Below are 19109 nucleotides of genomic sequence, written 5' to 3' on the forward strand. Positions count from 1 at the left end.
CCAGCGGTGAGCCAGAGCACCGTGAAGGGGTCGAATCGGCTCAAACGCCCGGAAAAATCGGCGCAAAGCTGACGTTTTACCTGGCGTCGCTTTGGGCTGTCACAGAAGCGTCATGAGCCCCGCCTAGCTTGCCCTCCACGTTGCCAGGCCAATGGCGCCCGGCGTAGTTCACGTTTGTGGAGGGTATGCGATGAAGCGCTGCACACAGAAAGTCTGTCAGCTCAGTACATTGGCCTTGGCGATCGCCAGCAGCCTGGCGTTCGCGGCTGAGCCAGCCACCGAATACGTCGAAGTGGTTGGCCAGGCCGTCAGCGTCGACAAGGCCTTGAAACAGCAGCGCAGCTCCGACAACGTGGAAAGCGTGGTGCACGCTGACGGCATCGGCCAGTTGCCGGACGACAACGCCGCGGAAGCGCTGCAGCGTATTCCCGGCCTGTCGGTTGAGCGCGACCAGGGTGAAGGGCGCTTTGTCAGCGTGCGCGGCATTGGCCCGGACCTGAACAGCGTGACCATCAACGGCACCCTGGTGCCTTCGCCGGAAAGTGATCGGCGCGCCGTGGCCCTCGACGTATTGCCCTCGGAACTGGTGCAGTCGCTGACAGTGGTCAAGTCGCTGACCCCAGACATGGACGCCAACTCCCTGGGCGGCACGGTAGAGGTGGAAAGCCTGTCGGCGTTCGACCACGACGGCCTGTTTTACACCGGCAGCGCCGAAGGCAGCTACGACGAGAACACCGCGCAAGCCAGTCCGAAATTTTCTGGTGCAATCAGCGACCGTTTCAGCCTGGGCGACGGCACGGATAACTTCGGTGTAGCCGCAGCGCTGAGCTGGGAGGAGCGTGATTTTGGCTCGGACAACGTCGAAACCGGCGGTGCCTGGGACTTCGACAATGGCGCCCGGTTGGAAGAGCTGGAACAGCGTAACTACGCCATTACCCGCGAGCGCACCGGCTTTGGCTTGAATTTCGACTACAAGCCCGATGACCTCTCCAGCTATTACCTGCGCACCCTCTATAGCCGCTACAAAGACAGCGAAGCCCGCAACGCTGCCGGTATCGAGTTTGCCGATGCGCAGGCCGCTGGCGAACGTGGCGATGCTGAAGGTTACCGCGAGCTGAAGAGCCGCGAGGAAACCCAGGAAGTGCAGTCCTACGTATTTGGGGGCGAGCGCATGCTGGGGCTGTGGACTATCGGTGCCCAGGCAGGCTTCAGCCGCTCCAGCGAAGACAGCCCAGAAGGCATTGCCGGGGCGAACTTTGAAGGTAACGACGATTTTGCCGATGCCGGTTTCAGCAACACCAAGAAGCCGCGCCTGAGCATCGACCCGGCGTTCTACGACCCGAACAACTTCACCCTCAGCGAGGTCGAGTGGGAAAAGCAGAAGACCACCGATACCGAGCAGAACATCAAGCTCGACCTGGCGCGTGACTTCGACCTCAGCGGCTATGCGGCGCAGGTCAAATTCGGCGGCAAGCTCAGCCAGCGGGAAAAAGATAACGACCTGGAGGCCTGGAAATACGAAGACCTCGGTGACGTAGGCTTGACCGATGCCGACCTCAACCTGAGCCAGTTCACCAAGGGCAGCGTGGATTACGGCCTGGGACGTTTCGGCCCGGGCATCAGCGCCAATGCCATCGAGCGCCTGCTTGGCGGTCTGAACAGAGATGAGTTCTACAACGCAGAAGAGTCGCGGGTAAATGACTTCGAAATGAGCGAAGACATCAATGCCGCCTACCTGATGAACAGCCTCGACGTCGACGATTGGCGCTTTATTGCCGGGGTGCGCTACGAGGGCACCGAGTTCGAAGCCAAGGGCACCGGCATCCGTGATGGCGTGTTTGAAAACAGCGAAAGCAAGAAGCGTTATGACCACTGGCTGCCAGGCTTGCATGCACGCTATCAGTTGAATGCCAGCACGCAAGTGCGCGCGGCCTGGACCAACACCGTGGTGCGCCCAACCTTTGGCCAACTGGCACCGGGCTTTGCCATCGATGACGCTGATGCCAGTTTTGGCAACCCGGATCTCGACCCGCTGGAGGCGATGAATTTCGACCTCGGCATTGAGCACTACATGGGCCGTGCGGGCGTGGTCTCGGCATTCGTGTTCTACAAGGACATCGACAGCTTCGTCTACAACACCGACCTGGCTGGCACGGGCGAATGGTTGGCCTTCGATGAAGCCTTGACCTTCGCCAATGGCGACAGCGCCAAACTGTATGGCCTGGAACTGGCCTACTCGCAGAAATTCGACTGGCTGCCGGCACCCTGGAACGGCCTGCTGATGGGTGCCAACGCCACCTTCAGCCGCTCCGACGCGCAGATTGAAGGGCAGGGCTTGTCGCGCAGCATCGACCTGCCGAACCAATCAGACACGGTCGGTAACCTGATGCTCGGTTGGGAAGACGACGCGCTCAGCCTGCGCCTGTCGGCCAACTACAAATCCGCCTACCTGGCTGAAGTCGCCGGCATCGACGACAAGGCCCATGACCTCTATGCCGATGAGCAGGTGTTTGTCGACGTTAGCGCCGGTTACTTCCTCACCCCAGCGCTGCAACTGACCTTCCAGGCGCAAAACCTGACGGACGAGTCCTACTACGTCTATAGCGGCCGCCGCGACTTCAACGCCCAGTACGAGGAATACGGCCCGACTTACAAGCTCGGCCTGACCTTCACCCACTTCTGATTGTTCTATCGGCTGGGCGCGCGAGCGTGCGCCCGCGCCACAGTGATAGCTTTTGATAAGGATTTACCGGCATGCACCTTGCGTTTGTGAAGAAAAATCTCCTGCTCGCCAGCCTGATTGCTATCAGTGCCTGCCAAAGCCAGGTTGATGAAAAAGCCCCCGCGGCCCTGACGCTGCAGGGGCTTTCCAGCCCCACCATGGCGGCGGTCGAGGCGGCGCAGTGGCTGGCCAGCGACAGTTTCTGGCCAGGTGCCGAGCGCCTGCAGAGCAGTGAGAAACAGGGCTTGTTTGTGCTGGACAAGCAGGGCGTGACCCTCAGCCAGTTGCCCGGCACCTTCGCCAGCATCGATCATCGGGTCGGCCCGAGCGGCCTGCTGGTGGCAGCGCTGGACGTCGACCGTCAGCAAGCAATGCTGGTCAACCTGGCGAATAAGCGCTGGGGCGAACCGCTGTACCTGCCGCAACCGGCGTACAAGATCGACGGCCTGTGCCTATACCGCGATGCAGCGCACAACGCGTTTGTCTTCCTGATTGGTGAGGAGGGCATCGGCGAGCAGTGGCTGGTCGCCCAAAACGAAGTGCCGCTGGCAACGCCCAAGCGCGTACGCGGCATGAGCTTGCCGCCGGCCAGCGAACACTGCCAGGTCGACGATGTCGCCGAACTCTTGTATGTCAACGAAGAAGGCGTCGGCCTGTGGGCTTATGCCGCCCATGCCGAGGCCGATCTGGTGCGTGAACCGGTGGGCCTGGTGCAGCCGTTCGGTGATATCAGCAACGCGCTCGCCGGCATGGCCGTGGTGCCAGGCGGCGTGCTGGCGCTGGACCCGGAAAGCAACAACCTGCACCGCTATCAGCGTGGCGCAGAAGGCTGGCAGGCTCAGCCGGTGCTGCCCCTGGGGGATCTGAACGAGCCGCAAGGCCTCAGTGCGCGCGCGGTGGCGGGCGGCCTGGAGCTCTTGGTGCGCGACGACGACGGCCTGCAGCATGGCCAGCTGGCCTGGTTGCCGGCAACCCCCGAGCAGCCAGCCGCGCTGCCGATTTTGCCGGTGCAGGTGCAAACCGATCCGGTACCGAGCCTGGGCGATGCCGCCGATGACCCGGCGATCTGGGTGCACCCAACAGACGCACAACAAAGCCGTGTGCTCGGCACCGACAAGCAAGGTGGTCTGCTTGCCTATGACCTGGCCGGCAAGCAGCTACAGGACTTGCGTATTGGGCGGATGAACAACGTCGATGTGCGCGCCGGCTTTGACCTTAATGGCGAGCTGGTCGATTTGGCCGTGGCCAGCAACCGTGACCAAAACAGTTTGCAGGTGTTTGCCATTGACCGCAGCAGCGGTGAGTTGCGCGACCTCGGCCAAGTGCCCACGCCGCTCAAGGACATCTACGGCCTGTGCATGTTCAAGGATGCCGCAGGTGCCATCCATGCAATTCCCAACGACAAGGACGGCACCTTTCTGCAGTACCGCCTGAGTGCAGGCGATGGCCGCATCCAGGGTGAGCTGGTGCGCCAGTTCAAGGTCGACAGCCAGCCGGAAGGCTGCGTGGCCGATGACCGTGGCCAGCGCCTGTTCGTCGGCGAAGAGGATGTAGCGGTCTGGGTGCTGGACGCTCGCGCCGATGCCCCGACGCAACTCGAACAGGTGATTGCGGTAGGCGGCGTGGTCCACGACGACATCGAGGGCCTGGCCCTTTACCAGGGCGCTACGCGTGACTACCTGGTGATCTCCAGCCAGGGCAACGACAGCTACGTGGTGCTTGATGCGACTGCGCCCTATGCCGTGCGCGGCGCGTTTCGCATCGGCCTGAACGCGCAACTGGGTATTGATGGCGCATCGGAAACCGACGGGCTGGAAGTCACCTCGGCCAACCTGGGCGGCATCTGGAACGACGGCATGCTGGTGGTGCAGGACGGCCGCAAGCGCATGCCCGAAGACCGCCAGAACTACAAATACCTGCCCTGGGCTGCGGTGGCCGAGGCCCTGGGTCTGGAGTAAACAGCACACGCTGTAGGAGCCAGCTTGCTGGCGATCGGCTGTGCCGCACGCGGATCGCCAGCAAGCTGGCTCCTACAAAAGCCGGCCGATGACAGGCTTCAACGCTGCTGTCATCAACCGGCAACACAAACGTAATCGAATAGCGTCCGGGGCGTTCCCCAAGCGCGCGATGTAAGGAGACAACCATGCACAACACCCTCGAACAGATGACCGTCTGGAGTCTGGTCAGTGATGCCAGCCTGCTGGTCCAGGCAGTGATGCTCACCCTGCTGCTGGCGTCGCTGCTCAGCTGGTACCTGATCATCCAGCGCAGCGCGGTACTGCGCCGCAACGAGCGCCTGATGAAAGACTTTCAGCTGCGTTTTCGCAGCGGCCACGACCTCGCCCAGCTGTACCGCGAAGGCAGCGACTCACTCGATGAGGATGCCGGCCTGCAGCAGATATTTCAGGCTGGCTATCACGAGTACATCCAGCTCAAGCGCGAACCGGGGATTGCCGGCGAGCTGGTGATCGATGGGGTCGAGCGCTCGCTGCTGGTGGCCATCAGCGAGCAGGAAGAACGCCTGGAAAAGGGCCTGCCGTTTCTTGCTACGGTCGGTTCGGTCAGCCCCTATATCGGCCTGTTCGGCACCGTCTGGGGGATCATGAATTCCTTTATCGGCCTGTCTCAAGTGCAGCAGGCGACGCTTTCCACGGTCGCCCCGGGCATCGCCGAAGCGCTGATCGCCACCGCCATCGGCCTGTTCGCCGCTATTCCCGCGGTGATCGCCTACAACCGCTTCAGCGCTCGCGTCGCCACCCTGACCTCGCGCTACTACGGCTTTGGTAACGAATTGCAGGCACGTCTGCACCGCAAGCTGCATGCCGCCAGCAGCCACGTCAGCGCCGCTGCCTGAGGAGCCCGCCATGCGCAAGCCGATGAGCAAACACGGCCCCAAGGCCGAGATGAACGTGGTGCCCTACATCGACGTGATGCTGGTGCTGCTGGTGATCTTTATGGTCACCGCGCCGATGCTCACCCAGGGGGTGAAGATCGAGTTGCCCAAGGTCGCCAGCGAAGCGCTGCCGACTGACAACCAGCAGCAGATCCTCACCCTTTCGGTACAGGCTGACGGTGGCTATTACTGGAACCTGGGCAGCGAGCTGAACACTGAGCAGCAGACCGATAGCGCCGTGGGCCTGGACGAAATGACCGCCAAGGTCACGCAGATCATCGCCGAGCGTGGCGATACCCAGGTGTATATCCGCGCTGATCAGACCGCCGACTACGCCACGGTGGTGGCCGGGATCGCCGCCTTGCAGCAGGGTGGGGTGAGTAACCTGGGCCTGATTACCGAGGCGCCGCAGTGAGCAGCATGCTGATGGAACGGCCCGCCTCGATTACCTGGCCCAGGTTGCCCGCGTCGTGCCTGCGCAATGCCCAGGCGGTGTTGTTGACCCTGGTGTTGCATGGGGTGGTGCTGGCTCTGTTGCTGGCCAATTGGCCGGTGGAAAAACCGCTGGCGCCGAGCATCAGCACCCTCAGCATGCAGTTGGTCAGCTTGCCGCCACCCGCGCCGGTGATGGAAGCCCCGCTGCCCGTGCCGCTTGAAGCCCCGCTGGCAGACGTGCGTGCGCCCGTGGAGCCGCAGATCGATCCGCGTATCGCCCAGCAGAAACTGGAGCAGGCCGCTCTGGCGCGTAAGCGCGTGGAGCACGAGAAGCGTGAGCAGGACCGTCAGCGGCTTGAGCGCAAGCGTGAGGAACAGACTCGCCTCGACCAGCAGCAACGTGAGCAGGAACAGCGCCAGCAGGCCGAGCGCCTGCAACAGGTCGCCGACCAGCAGCGTCAGCAGGCCGACGCCGCCGCGCGTGCGCACCAGGCCCAGGCTGCGGCTGCCAGTCGCCAGTACCTGCCGATTGCCAAACAGGCGCCGGCGTATCCGCAGCGCGCGCTGGACAAGGGCCTTGAGGGTGAGTGCACGGTCAGCTACACGGTCAACGCCCTGGGCCGGGTGGAAGACCCGCAGGTGGCGGGTGAGTGCCATCCCCTGTTCATCCGCCCGTCATTAACCGCCAGTAAAAGCTTCCGCTACCAACCGCGGGTGATCGACGGCAAAGCCGTAGCCGTGCCCAACGTGAAAAACACCTTTACCTATCGCATCGAATGAACCGCGCCGCCAGCCACCCGATAATCAGCGAGAGCCACTGATGAGCCACGACCACAGCCAATTTCACGCCAGCCTCGAAGCCCACGACGACCAGTCGATCAACCCCAGCGCCAACCCAACTCTCGCCCAGCTGGTCGACACCCGTCGGCGCAACGTACTCAAAGGCGGCCTGAGCCTGGCGGCCCTGAGCTTCTTCGCCGGTGGCATGGGCCTGAGCCTACGCGCCCATGCCAGCCCGCTGCTCAATTTCAAGGGGGTGCCGGTCCAGGTTGGTTCGCAATTCGACCGCGTGCTGGTCGCCGAGGGCTACAGCGCCACGCCGTTCTTCTCCTGGGGTGACCCGGTCGAGGCTGGCGCGCCGCAGTGGAACCCGGATGCCAGCGACGATTGGCAGGCCCAGCTCAAGCAGGCCGGTGACAACCACGACGGCATGGATTTTTTCGCCTTTGACGGCGAGACAGACCGTGGCCTGCTGGTAATGAACCACGAATACGTCAACCCGCCGCTGCACCCCACCAACCAGATCGACCAGAGCAAGCCGCGCCCGCTGAGCGAAGTGCGCAAGGAGCAAGCCGCCCATGGCGTCTCGGTAATCGAGGTGAAAAAAGCCGCTGACGGCCAATGGCAGCGGGTCATGGACTCGCCCTACAACCGCCGTATCAGCGCCCTGACCGCCATGCGCATCGCCGGTCCGCTGGCCGGACATGAGCTGATGAAAACCGTGGCCGACCCCACTGGCCACGAAGTGCGCGGCACCCTCAACAACTGCGCCACCGGCGTGACCCCTTGGGGCACCTTTCTCACCTGCGAAGAAAACTGGCACAACTACTTTATCAACCGTGATCAGGTCGATTACGCCGCGCGCGTGTCGCACAAGCGCTACGGTCTGGCCAAAGAAGGCACCAGTAAAAACTACGCCTGGGAAACTGCTGACCCGCGCTTCAACGCCACCCCCGATACGCAGCAAGACCACGGCGGTTACGTCAACGAGCCCCATCGCTTTGGCTGGGTAGTGGAAATTGACCCCTTCGACCCGCAAGCGCAGCCGATCAAACGCACCGCCTTTGGTCGCTTCAGCCGTGAGTGCGCGGCCCTCAGCCTGGGCGATGACGGGCGTATGGCGTTCTATTCCGGCGATGATGCCAAGGGCGAGTATGTCTACAAATTCGTCCCCAACGGGCGTTTCGACGCGGCCAACCCCAAGGCCAGCCGCGACCTGCTCGACGCCGGCACCCTCTACGCCGCGCGCTTCGATGCCGATGGCTCTGGTCAATGGCTGGCGCTGGTGCATGGGCAAAACGGCCTGACCGCCGCCAATGGTTTTGCCAGCCAGGCCGAACTGCTGCTCAACACCCGCGCTGCCGCCGACCATGCTGGCGCCACACCGATGGATCGTCCGGAATGGGCCACCGTGCACCCAACGAGCCGCGAGGTTTACGTCGCCCTGACCAACAACGATGGCCGTGGCGACAAACAACCCACCGACCAAGCCAACCCGCGCCCGCAGAACTTGCACGGGCAGATTTTGCGGTTCAATGAACAGGGCGCCGATCCCACCGCAACCACCTTCAGCTGGGAGCTGTTCCTTCTGGCGGGTGAGCAAAAAGGCGCCAGGGACGCCGCTGGCAACGCCGTGCCAGCCAATCTGACCGGCACCATCAACGGCGACATTTTCTCCTCGCCCGATGGCCTGGCCTTCGACCGCCATGGCCGCCTGTGGATCCAGACCGACTACGGCGACGACGAGCCGGCCATGCAGGCTATGGGCTGCAACCAGTTGCTCTGCGCTGACCCGAGTACTCGTGAGGTCAGGCGCTTTCTGGTTGGCCCGCGTGGCTGCGAAGTGACAGGCCTGGCCTGGAGCCCGGACGGCAAAACCATGTGGGCAAATATCCAGCATCCGGGTATCAGCTACCCGGCCAGCGACAGCAAAACCCGGCCACGCTCGACCACGGTAATGATCAGCAAAAACGATGGTGGGGTAATCGGCAGCTAAGCCTGCCAGGTACTGCGTATTAGCCGAGCGGAGCCGCGAGCGTGAGCGGTCGGCGTGGCCGCTCGGCTGTCGGGTGCGCTAATTTGGCTGGGTCATGGCTTGGTCAGTCGGCGATCAATTGATCGACCAGGGCCGGGTCGTCGATAAAGCGATTGCGGGTGCCCTGCAGGCTGCCGATCTTGTCGTTGCGCGCATTTTCTTCGGCATCCGGCGGGTCCATCTGGTGCCAGCGTTTGTACATGCTCGCCTGGCCGACGATGGGCAGGCCGTATTCGATGTGCATATAGAAGATCGCCCGGGCGATATTGCCCTTGGCGGCGTTGCGCGGTTCCAGCAGTTTGAAACTGCTTTTGAGGTCGCAGCCGATGTCGGCGAACGCACTCTGGCCGTCAGCGCCCAGTTCGCCGAACTGGGCGTTACGCCGCGTCTGTTCGACGCGGTTTAGCGCCGGGTAGAGGTTATGCAGGTCGGCGGCCATATAGGCATAGCGCGGGTTCATGATGTTGCATTGGCGATCAGTGCTGCAGCGCAGGGCGCTTTTCAACTGCGGGCTGCTGTAGATCAGGCTGGCGCTGAGCAGTCCGCCACCACTGTCTCCGGTGAAGGCCTTGGCGCAATACAGCGAGGTGCCGCCGGCGCCATACAGCTCGTTCCAGAACAAGTGGTCACGAACCTGCGGATCGGCAATCTGGCTCTGACCATTGGCCAGAACCGGCAGGCTGAAACTGGCTGCCAGGCAACCGAGAGCGATAATTACTGCGCGCATGATAAAGCCCTGCTGACCGCTGTGTTCGGGGTCTGTTGTTTTTGTAGGAGGGGCCGACGTCACATGATGACGCCGCGCGGTGATCGGTAATATGTAAGCCTCAGCTTACAGGGCGTGCTGCAGATCGCCACTACTGCGATCTGCGCCAGAGGACTAATCTACTTGGCATGGACGTAGCGCAGGAAGCGCAGAGTAACCAAAAGGGATACGCTGGATAGCCGCCAGGATGGTGCGCGCAACACGGATGTCAGTACACAGTCTGCAAAGGCCCCGCACCAGCGGGGTTTTTCTTTTTTGGGCATTCGCCCGCTGCAATTCCTCCCCGCCCAATTCTTGCTTTCCAGAGCCGATCAGCGCCTGCACGCGATGCCGGGTTTTCTGGCAGCTACGCTGTGTTGCTCTGCAGGCGCGCTGATGCCAATCGAGCATGCGTACGGCCTGTTCGCCACTGCAGTCGGGTAGCACGGCCATGAATTCTTCGCCGCCGTAAGGACCGAGGCTGCCAACTCGGCGAAGGCGCTGGCGTAGCAGGTTGGCAACCGCCTGGATTTAGAGGTCGTCCTCCACATGCAACATGCGCTTGAGATCAGGCATGGTCGGTCTCTTTGGTCGGTAGCAGGCGGGCCAGAACGTTGAGGAAGTCTTGAGCGTCCGTTCGCGATTTGGCCAGTGCCGCCTCTACTCGACTCAATTGCTCAGTGGACAGTTCCGTCGATGACAGAACAACTATAGGCAGCCCTGGGCAGAGCCGGTGAACCTCATCAATTAGCTCCAGGCCGTTGCCATCGGGCAGGTTAAAATCCAATAGCACCAAGTCCAGGCCGCCAGCGTTAAGGCGCTGGCGAGCCTCGCTTAGCGTTGCAACGCCAACGAAGTCTGCCAAGTGGCGACCCTGCTCAGCAATCACCAAGCGCAGATCCGCATCATCCTCGACATGCAGGATGCGTGGTTTTTCGCCCGTGCCACTGAGTGCCCTGCGCAACCCCCCCAGTAAACGTGCCGGATCAATTGGTTTGTCCAGCCAGTCAACGACATGGAACCCGCCTTGCAGGCTAAGCTGACCCTGCTCATTTGCAGCCGAGATCACCAGGATAGGCAGCTCTCGAGTGGCCAGGTCGCGGTGTATTTCCTGGATGAATTCGATGCCGTTGCCATCGGGCAAGCGCAGATCCAGGGTAATGGCAGCAACAGGTTCGCTGCTCAGCAACTGGCGCGCCTGCGTGAGGCTATAGGCCAGTAAAACCCGGTAGCCCGCACGCTGAAGCAGCAATTGCAGTAGCCGAGCAATATCGGCTTCATCCTCTACCACCAGAATGCTGGGGCGGTGCAGATCCTGCTCGGGTGGGTGGTTGACCATTACCGGCAGCTCGAACCAGAAAGTACTGCCCTTACCCTCCTGCGAGTCAAAGCCGACGTGGCCACCCATGCGTTCGATCAATTCTTTGCTGATGGCCAGGCCCAGACCGGTGCCACCTTTCTGGCGTTGATCGCCAGTGTCGGCCTGGGAAAACTTCTGGAAAATATGGCTGCGAAAATGTTCGGCAATACCGCGGCCCTGGTCAGTCACGCTGACCCGTACGCGGCCATCGCGCAGTGTGCTGTGCAGCCGTACCTGAGCACCAGGTGGGGAGAACTTGATGGCGTTCGACAGGAAGTTGGCCAGAACCTGTTGTAAGCGCAGGGAGTCGGCTCGAATAGGCACCGGCGCTGCAGTATCGAGTTGCAGCTCAATGTGATGCTGCCTGGCGTACGCCTGGATGCTCTGCAAAGACTCGGTGAGTTGTGCGCCTAGTTGCAGATTGGCCAGCTCGAAGCTGAGTTTTCCTGCGGCAAGCTTGTCCATGTCCAGCAGGTCGTTGATCAAGTGGCAAAGGCGCAGGCTATTCTGTTGAGCGATTTCCAGCATCGGCCGTATGGCCTCGGGAACGTTACCCAGTGCCCCGCCATTGATCAGGCCAAGTGAGCCCGAAATGGACGTCAGCGGCGTGCGCAGCTCGTGACTGACAGTTGAGACAAAATCGTTCTTCAACTGCTCGATGCGTTTTTGTTCGCTGAGATCCATCGCGGTGCCGCTGGCGCGCAGCATCTGACCTTCGCCTGAATACTGCACCAGTGCCCGCAGCAGTACCGGCAAGCTCTGGCCGCTTTGCAACAGCAGGCGACACTCATGGTTCAAGTACTGCACCAGTTCACCGGCGGGCGGTAGCAGTAGGCTTTGCAGCTCAGGCCAGTCTTCGGGGTGAGCCAGTTGCGTCCAGTCTTTGAGCGGTGGTTGCGGGCCGTCTTCAGGGTAGCCAAGCATCTGCCAGGTGCGGGTCGATGCATAGAACGCCTTGCTAACCATATCCAGGTCCCACCAGCCGTCATGGCCGCCTTGCAGGACTCGCTGCAGCCGCGCCTCGCTGTTGCGTAACTGCATGGTCATATCGCCGGCCAGTGCAAGCGCCTGCTGCTGGCCCTGCGCAAGCGTGCGCGTAAGGAAAAACAGCAGCAGGCTGATAATCGTGCCAAGCAGCAGCAGGACACCCTGACCTTGTTGGAAGCCCTTGAAGAACCCCGGCTGGGCATGAAAGGCCACGGTCCATGTTTGGCCGAACAACTGGAGTTGTGCCTGGCTCAGTGCGGCACCGACGGATTCGATACGAGGATGACTGACGAATAGCCGCTGTTCGAGGTCGGCCTCGGGACCCGCGAAGAGGGCAAAATCGACCTGCAGATTACGTCCGTCGAGTATCCCGCTCATCAGGTCGTTGACCCGGTAGGGGCTGAAGACGAAACCTTGCAGCGCCGCAAGGCGCTCATGTGCCTTATTCAACGATACCCCTGATCGGTAAACCGGCACATACATCAGCAACCCGGGCTGCACTGGGCCGCTGTTTTCTTGAACCAGCCGGACCTTGCCGCTGAGCTGCGGCTGACCCGTTTGCGCTGCCGTAAGCATGGCCGCTCGGCGCACAGGCTCAGAGTACATGTCGAAGCCGAGGGCGGCGCGGTTGCGGTCAGTGAAGGGTTCCAGGAACAGGATGGGGGTGTACAGCTCGCGAGCACCTGGGGGCCGCAGGGTAAAATTAGCGAAGCCCTCGCGGCGTACCCCAGCCTCAAAATTTGCCAGCTGGTCGGGGCGGATCACCTTGCTGTAGCCCACGCCTTGGATGCCGGGGTAGAGCATTTCTAAATCAAGGCGACTGACATAACGCTGCCAATCTTCACGCGTGATCGCATCGTGGGTATCAAACAGACCAGCACCGCCCAAGAGGATTTGTCGGTGATTGTTCATGCGCCTTTCGATGGCTTCGAGTACTTCCCCGGCGAGTTGCTGAAAGTGCAGCTCAGCAGCAGCTAGCTGACTCTGACGCAAGCCGTAGCAAGCCCCCAGCGTTGCCAGCGAGGCACACAGCAGTACCACTAGCGGCATCATTCTGGGACGTTGATACAGGAGTTTTTCGAGTAACTTCATGAGGCGTCTTGCTGGCCGCGCAATGGCAGCTCGATCCAGAAGGTGCTGCCCTGTTGCGGCTCGCTGATAAAGCCAATGCTGCCACCCATGCGCTCGATCAGTTCTTTGCTGATGGCCAGCCCCAGGCCCGTGCCGCTTTTCTGTCGACGGTCGCTGGCATCTGCCTGGGAGAATTTTTCGAATATTCGGGTGGTGAACTCTGCAGCTATACCAGAGCCCTGATCACTGACCAAAATGCGTGCCCGCGAGCCCTGTTGCTGACTGTAAAGGCAAACCTCACCTTGGGGCGGGGAGAACTTCAGCGCATTGGAAAGCAGGTTGCTCAGCACCTGCTGCAGGCGCAGCGGGTCGGCAACTACCTGCAGTCTCGCGCCGTCGTCGTTGTGCAACAAGCTCACGCTGTGCTGCTGAGCGAAACCCTGGTTGCTAGCGTTGCACTCTGCCAGCAGCTCATTGAGCTGTATGGATTGCAGGTTGAAGGTCATTTTTCCTGCGATTAGTTTGTCTATGTCCAGCAGGTCGTCGATCAGGTTGCGCAGGCGCTGGGTGTTGCCTTCGGCGATGGCAAGCATGCCTTTCATGGTGTCGGGCACCGGCCCTAGTGCTCCGCCGTTAATCAGGCCCAATGAGCCGGTAATGGAGGTCAGTGGGGTGCGCAGTTCGTGACTGACGGTGGAGACAAACTCGCTTTTTAGTCGCTCCATATGCTTGCGTTCAGTGATATCACTGATAAAACCATGCCAAAGCACGCTGCCATCGGGGCGCCGTTGTGGCGCAGCCCGGCCCTCGACCCAGATGAGCCCTTTACCGGGGTGCAATACGCGGTACTCCTGATGCCACAGGTCAAGGTTGGCCGCAGAGACGGCAATGCTATCGGTTAGCGTACTCAAATCGTCGGGATGAATCAGGGCGAAGACCCTGCTGGCATCATCCTTGACCGCCTCCGGTGTGACGCCATAAATAACCTCCATGCCCTGGCTGGCATAGGGAAAGCAGCTGCGGCCATCGTCAAACAACTGGAATTGGTAGACCACTCCGGGCAATTGAGCGGCAAGTCGCTGCAGACGTTGCAGGGCCTCCTCGCGATAGCTCAGGTCATGGGCGATGCACAGATAGCCCAGGTCGAACCTTCCGTCCAGATTGATTGGCGAGATGTTCAGTAGCGCCGGCACCGCATGGCCTGCCACATGACGCATCTGCGCTTCATACAGTGGCGTTTGACTGCTGCCCTGAGGCGAGCTCGGGCGCAACAGGTCGTTAGGCAATTGGTGACCATCCTGGGCCAGCAGTAACGCCAGTGGTCGTCCCGGTAGATCATCGGCGTTGTACCCCAGCAACGTTGTAACACCGGGGCTGGCCTGTTGAATCAAACCCTCTGGATCGACCACGATTACCGCCGTGCCAGCACTGCCCAGCATGGCCTTGTGCAACGCGGCCTGCTCACGTTGATGGCGGGCCTGCAGGCGCAGTTCAAATAGCTGTACGGTTTGTTGGGCGAGCATTTGCAGGCTCTTGCGCTGCTGTTCGTTGAGCTGGCGCGGCTGGCGGTCGATGACGCACAGCGTGCCGAGGTTATTTCCCCGGCCATCGCTCAGCGGCATACCCGCATAGAAACGGATATCCGGTGCAGCGACGACCAATGGGCTATCGCAGAAGCGCGGGTCGAGCAAGGCGTTCTCTACCTCGAAGAGTTCGTCCTGGTTGATCGCATGGGCACAGAAGGCGATCTCGCGCGGTGTCTCGCTTGCCTCCAGGCCGACACGGCTCTTGAACCACTGGCGTTCTACATCGATCAGCGAGATCAGTGCTATGGGGGTATTACAGATATGTGCGGCCAATGCAGTGATGGTGTCAAACATCGCTTCGGCTGGCGTATCCAGCAACTCGAAGGCCAGCAGAGCCGCCAGCCGGCGAGGCTCGTTAAGCGGGGCGATCGGGTGACCCGGATGCTTGTTCATAGGCTAGCGCTCTGTATTGTTTTTGTACTGATGGGAAGCTCAAGCCAGAAGGTACTGCCCTGGCCCTCTATCGAGTCGAAGCCGATCCGGCCGCCCATTTGCTCCATCAACTGCTTGCTGATGGCCAGCCCCAGGCCGGTGCCCTTTTAGTTAAGGCTTACGAGCTGTTACCTGGCAGCCTAATGCGCGCTTCACGCACTGCCCATGCAATTGCCACCACGCCCCACGACCGTCAACGCCCCGAACGGCGGAGGCAAGGCAGGCCTCAATCGGCGACCTGTCATTAGGCCAGTGCTCGGGCTGCAGATACCAGTACCCGCTTTGTTTTTTCAACAGTTATGTGCGCGTTACATTCAACATCATTTGTAGCGAATACAGAGCGTGGACTATTGCTTTGTCGCAACGCGACTTGGGTTCGCCAGCGTCGCCTCAATCATGGGCTGACTCTGGCTGTGCTGACCTGCAGCCCTCGGCTGTGAACGCGCGGATGTGCTCGCAAGAATGTCCACGCTGGATGAAATTCACGGCGTGTTCGATTGATGACGGCCGTGCAGCAGGTAGCAACGCCGCAGGGCGACCAAAAATAAATGGATGCGCATTTATTGGGCTGACTGAGATAAATCGACTCTGACTCTTTAAGTCGCTTTAAGTCGATGCGGGCGGCGATGTGGCGGGGCAGGAAGGATAGTGCTGCGCACAACCTGTCGGAACAGCGTCGTGGGGTTGGGGTGAATCCAAAAAAAGCGCGGGCCCAAGATCGGGCCCGCGTTTTCGCTCAAAGCGTTACAAGGTCTGGTGCAGGCCCAGGCGCTCAGGGTGAAACAGCCGTGCATCCATCAGCCTGGGCTGGCGCACGATAGGCATGAAGTCCATGCGTGCAAGAATGTCGCGGTCGAGATCCACACCGGGGGCGACCTCGATCAGCTCCAGGCCATCCAGGGTTAGTTGGAACACACAGCGCTCGGTGACATACAGCACCGGCTGGCCGCGCTCGGCAGCCAGCCGACCGGCGAAGGTGCGTTGCTCCACCTCGGCGACGAACTTGCGCAACTCGCCGTCCCGGACAATCCGTAGCTGACCGTTGTCGATGCGGATGTCCTGAGGGCCGGCGCTAAAGGTGCCGACGAACACCACCCGCTTGGCGTTCTGGCTGATGTTGATAAAGCCGCCAGCACCGGCCAGGCGCGAACCGAACTTGGATACGTTGAGATTGCCGGCCGCATCCGCCTGGGCCAGGCCGAGGAAGGCCAAATCCAGGCCGCCGCCGTCATAGAAGTCGAACTGATAGGGCTGGTCGAGCAGTGCGCTGTGATTGCTCGCCGCGCCGAAGTCCAGGCCCGAGGCCGGAATGCCACCGATCACCCCGGGTTCGGCGGTCAGGGTCAGGCGCTCGATCACGCCTTCCTCGGCGGCTACCGCGGCGACGCCTTCGGGCATGCCGATACCCAGGTTGACCACCGCGCCTGCCTTGAGCTCCAGGGCGGCGCGGCGGGCGATCAGTTTACGCACGTCCAGCGGGAGCGGCGCCAGGCTGTCCACCGGTATGCGGATCTCGGCGGCGAAGGCCGGGTTGTAGGCGGTGGCGAAGGTCTGCTGGTGGTTCTGCGGCTCGGCGACCACCACACAGTCGACCAGAATGCCGGGAATCTTCACCTCGCGCGGATTGAGCGAGCCGCGCTCGACGATACGCTCGACCTGGGCGATCACCATGCCGCCGCAATTGTGTGCGGCCATGGCGATGGCCAGGCTTTCGATGGTCAGCGCCTCGCGCTCGAACGACAGGTTGCCATCGGCATCGCTGCTGGTGGCGCGGACAATGCCGACGTGGATCGGGAAGCTCTGGTAGAACAGATAGTCCTCGCCGTCGATGGGCATCAGCCGCACCAGCTCGTTGGTGGTGCACGCGTTGAGCTTGCCGCCACCGAGGCGAGGGTCGACGAAGGTGCCCAGACCGACCCGCGACAGCTGCCCTGGCTTGCCGGCGGCGATGTCGCGAAACAGCTGGGAGATCACCCCTTGCGGCAGGTTGTAGGCCTCGATGCGATTGTCCACTGCCAGCTTCTGCAGGCCCGGCACCAGACCCCAGTGGCCACCGATCACCCGCCGCACCAAGCCTTCATGGGCCAGGTGGTTGAGGCCGCGGCCCTTGCCGTCGCCTTGGCCGGCGGCATACACCAGGGTCAGCCCCTGAGGTGCCTGTTCGGCGAGGAAGCGCTGCTCCAGGGCGATGGCGATTTCCTCGGCGAAACCGATGCCGACAAAACCGCCGGTGGCGAGGTTGGCGTTATCGGCGATGCGTGCCACCGCAGCGGCGGCAGTCATGATCTTGCTCATGGTGGGTACTCGAAGCGAAAGGGGCTAAATCATTTGTAGGAGCGGGGGCGACGCCTAGTTCCATGCCCGCGAACCGCAAGCGCGGCCATGGGCCGCTCCTACAGGGGTATCGATCAGAAGCTGCCAAACAGGGTGCCCAGGGTGATCACCACCACCAACGCCACCATGGGAAAGCCCACGGTGTTGACGAAGATGAATTTGTACGACTCGCGGTGAGTCAGTTTGCAGATCGCCAGCAGCGAGATCACCGCGCCGTTGTGCGGCAGGGTGTCCATGCAGCCGGAGGCCATGGCCGCCACCCGGTGCAGCAGTTCCGGGCTGATGCCGGCGGCGTTGGCCAGGGTCAGGTACTGTTCGCCGAGGGTCTTCAGCGCAATCGACATGCCACCCGAGGCCGAACCGGTGATGCCAGCGAGGATGTTCACCGCCACGGCTTCGGAGATCAGCGGGTTATCGGAGACACCGAGCACCAGGTCGCGAATCACCACGAAGCCTGCCAGCGAGGCGATCACGGTGCCGTAACCGACTTCGGCTGCGGTGTTTAGGATCGGTAGCATCGAGCCGAAAGCACCGTCGTTGACAGTCTTCTTCAGGTCCATCCAGCGCTTCCAGTGCATGGCGATCAGCAGCAGGATGGCCGCGCTCAGGGCGACAATGATCGCCCAGATGCCGATCAGCGACTTGGCGTCCTGCAGACCGCCGAATTCCGGCTTGGCCAGGTAGCTGGCGTCGAGGTTGGGCAGCACCTGCTTGGCCATCAGGAAGTTCAGCGCGATCACCAGCAGGATCGGCAGTAGGGCCAGCCAGAAACCGGGAATGCCGCTGTTGTCCTGGGCCACCGGATCGTCGCGATGCTCGCCGTAGCCTTCGCCTGCGGCTTTCAGCTTGCGCGCCTGGGCGGTCAGCCACCAGGTGCCGAGGCCGAACATGATCAGGCCGGCGATCACCCCAAGGCCCGGCGCGGCAAAGGCGTCGGTGCCGAAGAACGGGTTGGGAATGGCGTTCTGGATCGCCGGGGTGCCGGGCAGGGCGGTCATGGTGAAGGTGAAGGAACCGAGGGCGATGGCGCCGGGGATCAGGCGCTTGGGAATCGCGGCTTCACGAAACAGCGCGGCGCCGATCGGGTACACGGCGAAGGCCACCACGAACAGCGACACGCCACCGTAGGTGAGGATGCCGCACGCCAGCACGATAGCCAGAATCGCCCGCTCGCTGCCGACCTTGGCGACGATGCCATGGGCGATTGCGCGGGCTGATCCTGAGTCGTCCATCAGCTTGCCGAACAGCGCGCCGAGCAGAAAAAGCGGGAAGAACTGGATAACGTAACCGCCCATGGCCTTCATGAAGACCTGGGTGTAGGTCGGCAACAGCATGGCGATATCGCCGGAAAACAACAGGGCGAGCAGGGCCAGCAGCGGGGCGAGGATCAGTACGTTGATGCCGCGGTAGGCGAGGTACATCAACAATGCGAGGGAAATCAGAATACCGAGGGTACCCATTGGGGCGTTCCTTTTGTTGTTGTTTTAGGCGCCGCTCTTGCTGGCGGGCCGCGGATGGCTGCGGGGTACGCAATCCATGCAACAACCCAGAGCGAAAGACGTGCCAGGTTGCTTGTGCCTGGGTGGAAAGGCTAGATTGGGTAGCGATCAGCGGCTAACCAGGGGTTTTTATCCGGGTATGTGCAGGGATGTTCCGGTTTTCTGGAATGGTCAGAGGTTCCCGCGAGTGGCGGGATAGTGTCCATATATGTGGACATGTCCGGATTTTT

Annotated in this window: 12 protein-coding genes and 1 pseudogene; 6 read left to right on the forward strand and 7 right to left on the reverse strand. The window is 61.7% G+C overall.

Features of this window, described 5'->3' with window-relative positions; translation table 11 throughout:
* Positions 1–190: 190 nt before the first annotated feature.
* The 6 genes from Q8K09_RS20560 to Q8K09_RS20585 all read left to right on the forward strand — a co-directional run bounded on the left by Q8K09_RS20560 (position 191) and on the right by Q8K09_RS20585 (position 8826).
* A complete protein-coding gene (locus Q8K09_RS20560; protein ID WP_305256865.1) occupies positions 191–2683 on the forward strand; it encodes a TonB-dependent receptor in 2493 nt (830 codons plus the stop codon).
* A gap of 71 nt (positions 2684–2754) precedes the next feature.
* A complete protein-coding gene (locus tag Q8K09_RS20565) occupies positions 2755–4680 on the forward strand; it encodes a phytase (protein WP_305256866.1) in 1926 nt (641 codons plus the stop codon).
* Between the two features lie 185 nt (positions 4681–4865).
* Positions 4866–5576, forward strand: a complete 711-nt coding sequence (gene tolQ / locus Q8K09_RS20570; RefSeq protein WP_305256867.1) for a protein TolQ — start codon at positions 4866–4868, stop codon at positions 5574–5576.
* Between the two features lie 10 nt (positions 5577–5586).
* Positions 5587–6030 (forward strand): protein TolR, encoded by a 444-nt coding sequence (tolR, locus tag Q8K09_RS20575; protein WP_305256868.1) that lies wholly within the window; start codon positions 5587–5589, stop codon positions 6028–6030.
* A gap of 5 nt (positions 6031–6035) precedes the next feature.
* The gene (locus Q8K09_RS20580) at positions 6036–6830 is read left to right on the forward strand and encodes an energy transducer TonB (protein ID WP_305256906.1); all 795 of its coding nucleotides are present in this window, start codon (positions 6036–6038) and stop codon (positions 6828–6830) included.
* Positions 6831–6870: 40 nt separating this feature from the next.
* Entirely contained in the window at positions 6871–8826 is a 1956-nt protein-coding gene (locus Q8K09_RS20585) for a PhoX family phosphatase (RefSeq protein WP_305256869.1), read from the forward strand.
* Between the two features lie 103 nt (positions 8827–8929).
* On the opposite strand, the gene Q8K09_RS20590 is transcribed toward Q8K09_RS20585, so the two are convergent.
* The 7 genes and pseudogenes from Q8K09_RS20590 to Q8K09_RS20615 all read right to left on the reverse strand — a co-directional run bounded on the left by Q8K09_RS20590 (position 8930) and on the right by Q8K09_RS20615 (position 18840).
* Positions 8930–9592, reverse strand: a complete 663-nt coding sequence (locus tag Q8K09_RS20590; RefSeq protein ID WP_305256870.1) for an endonuclease — start codon at positions 9590–9592, stop codon at positions 8930–8932.
* A 153-nt stretch (positions 9593–9745) separates the two neighbouring features.
* Positions 9746–10141: a diguanylate cyclase domain-containing protein gene (locus tag Q8K09_RS20595; protein WP_370869591.1), complete on the reverse strand. Its 396-nt coding sequence runs from the start codon at positions 10139–10141 to the stop codon at positions 9746–9748.
* A 37-nt stretch (positions 10142–10178) separates the two neighbouring features.
* On the reverse strand, positions 10179–13049 hold the full coding sequence (locus tag Q8K09_RS20600; RefSeq protein WP_305256871.1) for a CHASE domain-containing protein: 2871 nt from the start codon (positions 13047–13049) through the stop codon (positions 10179–10181).
* Positions 13046–15007, reverse strand: a complete 1962-nt coding sequence (locus Q8K09_RS20605) for an ATP-binding protein (protein ID WP_305256872.1) — start codon at positions 15005–15007, stop codon at positions 13046–13048. The genes Q8K09_RS20600 and Q8K09_RS20605 overlap by 4 nt, the downstream gene beginning before the upstream one ends.
* Positions 15004–15150: pseudogene (locus tag Q8K09_RS21410) on the reverse strand (ATP-binding protein); the annotation flags it as partial. The pseudogene Q8K09_RS21410 and the gene Q8K09_RS20605, both read right to left, overlap by 4 nt.
* Positions 15151–15790: 640 nt before the next feature.
* Positions 15791–17341, reverse strand: a complete 1551-nt coding sequence (locus Q8K09_RS20610) for an acyl CoA:acetate/3-ketoacid CoA transferase (RefSeq protein WP_305256873.1) — start codon at positions 17339–17341, stop codon at positions 15791–15793.
* Between the two features lie 113 nt (positions 17342–17454).
* Positions 17455–18840, reverse strand: a complete 1386-nt coding sequence (locus tag Q8K09_RS20615) for a GntP family permease (RefSeq protein WP_305256874.1) — start codon at positions 18838–18840, stop codon at positions 17455–17457.
* Between the last annotated feature and the right edge of the window lie 269 nt (positions 18841–19109).

This window comes from Pseudomonas sp. (genome assembly GCF_030683065.1).
Classification (GTDB): domain Bacteria; phylum Pseudomonadota; class Gammaproteobacteria; order Pseudomonadales; family Pseudomonadaceae; genus Aquipseudomonas.